This window comes from Streptomyces sp. NPDC054841 (assembly GCF_053611045.1).
Genome location: NZ_JBSGZO010000520.1, coordinates 1 through 5,608, shown reverse-complemented (window position 1 = coordinate 5,608; position 5,608 = coordinate 1). Strand labels below are relative to the sequence as shown.

Sequence of the window (5,608 nt, the reverse complement as noted above, 5' to 3'; positions counted from 1 at the left end):
GTTCCTGCTTGTCGGCCCTGCCGGTCCTACCGGTCCTTGCCGTTGTCGCGAACGGCGACGATGCCGTTGAAGACGCCCGCGTAGGCCGTGCCGTCGGGACCGATCGTGATCGGCGCCCAGTTGTTGTCGTACAGCGGGCCGGTGCCGGTGAGGCGGCTCCAGCGGCGCTCTCCGGTGCGGAAGTCGACGGCGGTGAGATACCAGGCGTCGACGCCGAGCTTGTGGGGCTTCTTCTCGTAGAAGTAGAGCAGCCCGTTGGCGGTGGAGAGCTTGGGAACGGTGGACGGTGAGCGGACGTCGCTCTCCCAGACGGTGTCACAGCCGCTGCCGTCCGCGCGTACGTCGATGCGGGTCACCCCGCCGGTGACGCTGCGGCCGAACGTGAGCGATGCCGGGTTCTCGTAGCCGTAGTTGTTCTCGACGACGAGGCTGTTGCCCCAGCTGATGAGGGAGTTGTCGGTGGTGGAGGCGCCGGAGGCGAAGACGGGGACCTTGCAGACGAGCCGCCGGTCCGCGGGGATGTCAGTGCCGCGCCGATAGACGAGGACGTTCATCCGGTCGTCGGCATTGTCGGTGATCGCGACATAGTCGGCGCCCTCACCGAACAGGTCGGGGGTGGTGCCGGAGCCCTGGTTGACGGAGCCGGGCTTGGTGCCGGTGCCTCGGTCGTACGTCTGACGCCACTGCACCCGTGGGGTGCCGCCGGCGTCGGCACGGAAGCTGTAGAGCGCGTGGTCCGAGACGATCGAGACGCCGTCGTCCGAGGCCGAGAAGGAGTTCTGGATCTCCTCGCCGTCGAGCCGGATCGAGCGGATGGCGGAGGTCTGCGCGTCCACGGTGCCGACGCGGCCGAGCCTGGTCACCCACCAGATACGCCCCTGCCAGTCGGGCATCACGGAAGTGACGGGGTCGCAGGTGCCGCTCGGAAAGAGATTGGTCCAGCTGACGCAGTCGTGCGGGACGTGCGGGGTCAGGTCCCAGTCGTCCTCGGCCTCGAACCGCCAGGAGCCGTCCGCCCCCTGCTTGTGCGCGATGCGCAGGACGTGCTGGCGCGAGTCGGCGAGGACGACCCGGTCCCGGTTGTCGAGGTAGAAGTAGGCGCCGCCCGAGGTGTCCTTGAAGATCTTCGAGAAGTCGAGGCGGGTGATGGCCTCGACGGTCGAGGAACGCTGCGGCAGCCGGTACTCGGCGAGGGTGTCGAGCGTGCGCGGGTCGAGGAGCTTGAGCAGGAAGCCCGAGAAGGTACCGCAGACGGTGATGAGGCGGCCCGCCGAGTCGAAGGTGGCGGTGGCGCATTCGCCGCCGAGCGGCGCGATCTGCTCGCTGGTGACGGACGGGTTGTCACCGAGCGGCCCCGGATACGGATGCGTGCCGCTGCCCGCCGCATCCGCGTGCATACCGCTACGGCCGTTTGGCGCGAGATGGGGATGCTGGGGCGGGGGCGTGCCGGGGACGGGCCGAGCGGCGGCGGGCGCCCCTTCGTAGCCGCTCACCAGGCGGTGTCCGGGGGTGTTGGGTATGTCGTCCGCCTGCGCGGACGTGGGTCCCGCGACCGTGCAGGTGGAGAGGGCAAGCGTCAGGGCCAGTGCGCGGGCGAGCGCTCTTCGGGACAATGCGGCTCCTCGGTGAACATGCGTCAGTCGCGCCGCCGCCAGACGCTAGAGCCGCCCCCGTGAAGTGTCCATGGCGATGCGAGGGGTTTCATGGACGCTTCATGATCGTGCAACAACCCGCCCTGGTTCAGGGCCGGGTGAACGAGCCGAGGCCCGTCTCGTCGAGATACTCGATGCGCAGCTTGCGGGCCGTGCCTGCGCCGTCGAACGTGAAGGTGACGCCGGTCAGTCCGACCGCGTTCTCGCCGGTGGTCGCGAAGCTGAAGGTGTCGCCTGCGTAGTGGCTCAGGCGGAACCGCTTCGGCTCCGGCCCGAGTTCGAGGACGAGCCCGTCCTGGTCCGTCGTGACGACGGCCTTTCCGTAGTAGACGTTGTCGTACGTCCCGGTGTAGGCGCTGTCGGCCCGGGCGGCCTTCGCGTCGGCAGGCGGAGCGGCATAGTCCGTCGGAGACCTGCCGGCGTCTTCCTCCTGCTCGTAGATCGCGGCGACGAAGGGCAGCCAGTCGGTGGTGGGCTTGCCGTACTGGGCGGTGTCGAAGAAGTCGAGGGCGACGGAGTCGGCCATGCCGACGGGCTGGCCGTTGGTGAGGACGATCATGCCGAGCTGTTCGCCGGGCAGCATGGTCACGTTGGTGTTGGCGCCGAGATCGAAGGCTCCGGAGTGGCTGAGACGGAGCCTGCCCTGGTTGTCGTAACCGACGTTCCAGCCCAGGCCGTAGAAGCCCGTGCGGCCGGCCGGGTCGGGCGGCGGCTGGGAGACGATCTCGGGCAGATGGGTGTGCGCAAGGTTCTCGGCGTCGATGATCTGCCGTCCGTCGAGCTTCCCGTTGGCGAGCTGCAGCCGCAGCCAGCGCGTCATGTCCGCCGCGGTGGAGCTGACGCCGCCGGCGGGTGCCTGGGCGTCCGCGTCCCGGACGAACTTCGCCTGCCAGGTGCCGTCGGCGGTCCTCACATGGGTGACGGCTCTGTTCTTGGCCGCCTCGTAGTCGGCGAACGTGGAGCTGGTGGAGTCCATGCCCGCGGGCGCGTACAGCGTCTCCTCGCCGAGCTTCTCCCAGCTGACGCCCTTGGTGCGGGCGACGGCCTCCGCGGCCGCGGTGAAGCCGAAGTTGGTGTACGCGTAGTCGGCGCGGAACGGGGCGAGCGGCTCGTACCGCAGGTGGCTCAGGATGTACGCCTGGTCGTAGCCGAGGTCCTCCAGCAGATCGCCGGCGTGGTCGGGCAGTCCGCTGCGGTGCGACATCAGATCCGTGACGGTGACATGACTGGTCACCCAGGGGTCCTTGAGAGCGAAGCCAAAGACGCGCCCGGCCACCGGTTCGTCCCAGCCGACGCCGTCCTTGCCGTCCTCGCCGACGTTGCCGGCGAGGACGGTGGACGAAATCGGCTTCGAGAGCGAGGCGAGCTGGAAGACGGTGTCGGTGCCGACGGTCTCGGGCCGGCCGACATGCCGCTTACCGAACCCCTTGAGATACACCACCCGGTCCTTGTACACCACACCAACCGCAGCCCCGGGCACACCGGTGCGCTTCATCATGCTCTGCACGACACCGTCGAGCCTGTCCACGGCCCGGTCCACATCGGCCTGGGTGAGCAGCGGAGGAGGCTGGGGCGGGGGTGGCTTGGGGACGTCTTCCGAGGGCGGCGGTGTGGGGCTGGGCGACGGGCTCGGCGCGGCGGCGCCCGAGGCCAGGGCCGTCGCCGCGATCACGAAGGCGGCCAGGCCCGACACGGCGAGTGAGCGGCCTCTGCGAAGAAGCACGCCCTTCGGGGCATGCATACAGTCCATTGAACGCCCCAAGCGGGGCGTTGTCGCCCGCAGTGCGGGGCGGCCGGATGCGTGCGCCCTCGGCACGGGGATTCGGCCTGGCGGACCGGGAATTCGGCCTGGCGCAGCGGGTACGCAACGCCCACACCGTCCGGGGCTCAACTCAGCGAAGGTTCCTCGTCCGTTGCCAGTCGAGCGTGGAGTTCGACGTCGTAACGCTCGCCGTCGTAGGCGAGTTTCCGGCGTTGCTGTCCTTCCACGACGAAGCCCGCGGCATGGGCCACTCTGCACGAGGCGGGGTTGTTCACCCGATGCCCCAGCTCCAGCCGGAAGAGATCTGCGTCGTCGAAAGCCCAGCGGGCGAGAGCGTGGCAGGCCCGTGAGGCGACGCCGCTCCCCCGGGCCGTCGACGTCGTCCAGTAGGACACCCATCCGACGGAATGCCTCCGGTTCACCGCGCCGACGGACACATGTCCCAGCACGGTGTCGTCCCCGTCGACCACGGCGAAGGCGAACGCAGACCCAGCGGCCCACTGCTCGCGACGCTCCGCGATCCACCGCTCGGCGGACCGGACCGAATCCACGGGCTCGGTCGCCTGCCCGCGCATGAGGGGATCTGCGAACGCGGTCATCACGGACAAGGCCGTCCCCCGCTGTCCACTTGCGCAGCACCAGGCCCGAAGGAGTCTCCAAACGATCACGCACGACGCGAGTCTGCCCCGGTACGCATCGTGCTGTCATCTCGATTGTCCGTCGGCCTGCGGCCTTCAGCCGGCCAAACGCCGGCGACGGCGGCGACGGCGGCTGCCGCCCACGGTCAGGGCTTGAGCTTGCCCACCACCTCCGCCGTCGCGGACACACCGTCGTGAATGGTGGGCGCCATGCTCGTGCCCGCGAGGAAGAACCCGAGCAGGGCGCACACCAGCGCGTGCGAGAGCTTCAGCCCGCCGTTGCGGAGGAAGATCACCGCAAGGACGAGCAGTAGAAGCACCACCGAAATCGAAACAGCCATGTCCGGCCTCCCTCCGCCGCATGGGGAATATGCGGCCTTCGGGCGCCAGTGTGGCGGAGCGGAGGCGCCGAACGGCCGACTGGCGTGTCCGCCGATCGGGTGGTCGTCAAATCCGTTGTTGACCCCGGCCGTTACCGCTTCGGTCAGCGGTCGTGGGTGCGGAGGAATCGTTGCAGGCCGGCGAGGTCATCGGTGTTGATGTGGTCGAGTCGGGCAGCGAGCAACTCCGTCCATACGGCGTCGCGGGCGGCGCCCGGTACGTCGGGAGTGGCCCAGAAGCGGACGCGCTGCCCACGGGCGTGGGCGGTGGAGACGATGGAGCCCAGCCGCGCCCGCTCGGTGTCGGGGAACGGGCCGACGCCCTGCCAGGTGAAGCTCTGTGTCCAGTTGCTGGAGATCAGCGGGATGAAGGAGGCGGGCGCGGGAGCGGGCGCGGCGAGGTCGTCGAGGCGTCCGTCGTAGAAGGCATGGCGGACGGACTGCGCCTCCATTGGGGCCCGGGCGGCCCGGTCCCCGGAGACGACCGGGGTGACGGCGCCGAGGTGCACGGTGCCGTGGGCGTAGGTGCTCAGCATCCGCCGGTACGCACGGAGTTGACGGTGGAGTTCGAGATAGGTGTTCACGCCGTCGTTCTTGATGTCGACGAGGAGCTGCACCGGCCTGTGGTAACCGCGGTACACGGACCCGTGGTTGGCCTTCACCCGCTCCAGCAGCGGGTCCAGATAGAGGCGACGGAGGGTGCGGGCGGGGTCGAGCTGGGCGGGTTCGTGGGCGACGAGGAGCTCCCCGTCGACCAGGAAGACGTCGGCCTCCAGGCTGGTGAAGCCGTGGTCCAGGGCGTCGTGGAGGGGCCGGGTGTGGAGGTAGTCGTTGTGGGCGTGCGCCCGGCGCAACGGGTGGACTCTGCCGCTGTGCCCGGCGGCCTGGGCCGGTATGGAGGGCGCGGCGACGGCGCCGGCGAAGGCGGCTGCGATCGTGGTGACGGCACGGCGACGGGTGGTGCGGACCATGGTGCCTCCGGGCTCTGCGGGACGGATGGGAGTGCGGGACACGGCGAGTATCCGTGCCGCACGCCCTCTCCGGGCAGGGCGCGGGGAAGAGTTCGGCCATCCGTCACCCGGCGATCAACCAGCGTGCCTCTCAGCCGGATTGGCCGACGTGAGAAAGGCGTGTCGACGTCGCAGGCGAGCAGGCCGCCGCGGTGATGGCCGGAGT

5 protein-coding genes are annotated in these 5,608 nt (G+C 69.8%); all 5 read right to left on the bottom strand.

Going from position 1 to position 5,608, the window contains the following annotated elements:
* Positions 1–26 precede the first annotated feature (26 nt).
* Positions 27–1,613, bottom strand: a complete 1,587-nt coding sequence (locus ACWGI8_RS38245; RefSeq protein ID WP_453668042.1) for a hypothetical protein — start codon at positions 1,611–1,613, stop codon at positions 27–29.
* A 127-nt stretch (positions 1,614–1,740) separates the two neighbouring features.
* A complete protein-coding gene (locus ACWGI8_RS38240; protein WP_453668041.1) occupies positions 1,741–3,393 on the bottom strand; it encodes a serine hydrolase in 1,653 nt (550 codons plus the stop codon).
* 146 nt (positions 3,394–3,539) lie between these two features.
* Positions 3,540–4,013: a GNAT family N-acetyltransferase gene (locus ACWGI8_RS38235; RefSeq protein ID WP_453668040.1), complete on the bottom strand. Its 474-nt coding sequence runs from the start codon at positions 4,011–4,013 to the stop codon at positions 3,540–3,542.
* 185 nt (positions 4,014–4,198) lie between these two features.
* A complete protein-coding gene (locus ACWGI8_RS38230) occupies positions 4,199–4,393 on the bottom strand; it encodes a hypothetical protein (RefSeq protein WP_453668039.1) in 195 nt (64 codons plus the stop codon).
* Between the two features lie 143 nt (positions 4,394–4,536).
* Positions 4,537–5,403 carry a phosphatidylinositol-specific phospholipase C/glycerophosphodiester phosphodiesterase family protein gene (locus tag ACWGI8_RS38225; RefSeq protein WP_453668043.1) on the bottom strand — a complete coding sequence of 289 codons (867 nt, stop codon included), beginning with the start codon at positions 5,401–5,403 and terminating at the stop codon, positions 4,537–4,539.
* Positions 5,404–5,608: the final 205 nt, after the last annotated feature.

Bases quoted from the DNA above. Each gene is read 5' to 3' on its own strand.
- ACWGI8_RS38240 (WP_453668041.1), bottom strand. From the start codon at position 3,393: ATGCATGCCCCGAAGGGCGTGCTTCTTCGCAGAGGCCGCTCACTCGCC.
- ACWGI8_RS38235 (WP_453668040.1), bottom strand. From the start codon at position 4,013: ATGACCGCGTTCGCAGATCCCCTCATGCGCGGGCAGGCGACCGAGCCC.
- ACWGI8_RS38230 (WP_453668039.1), bottom strand. From the start codon at position 4,393: ATGGCTGTTTCGATTTCGGTGGTGCTTCTACTGCTCGTCCTTGCGGTG.
- ACWGI8_RS38225 (WP_453668043.1), bottom strand. From the start codon at position 5,403: ATGGTCCGCACCACCCGTCGCCGTGCCGTCACCACGATCGCAGCCGCC.